This is a genomic window from Bartonella sp. AA2SXKL (assembly GCF_042197205.1).
Lineage (GTDB): Bacteria > Pseudomonadota > Alphaproteobacteria > Rhizobiales > Rhizobiaceae > Bartonella.
The window spans coordinates 420-739 of sequence record NZ_JBHIRN010000130.1; the positions used below are offsets into that span (position 1 = coordinate 420).

The following is a 320-nucleotide window of genomic DNA, read 5'->3' on the forward strand; positions in this document are numbered from 1 at the left end:
TTCAATCAACAGTCGTTTTATTTGGTGGTGCGCGTATTCCAAAACCTGGAAAAGAAGCGTGGGCAGCAAAAAATGAAACACAAAAGAAGAATTTGCATGCTATGTCACATTATTATGATGAAGCAAGGGAATTTGCACGTTTATGTTCATGCTATTCTGCTACGACCGAGTATCGTGAATTTGTGGTTGTCACAGGGGGAGGGCCAGGGATAATGGAAGCGGGGAGTCGAGGTGCTGTTGATGTTGGTGCACCAACGGTTGGTTTAAATGTTGTTTTACCGCATGAACAAGAACCTAATTCTTATGTGACTCCGCATTTA

At 42.8% G+C, this 320-nt stretch carries 1 pseudogene; it reads left to right on the forward strand.

Annotated elements, in window-relative coordinates:
* Window positions 1-320: pseudogene (locus ACFINS_RS10240) on the forward strand (3-isopropylmalate dehydrogenase); the annotation flags it as partial.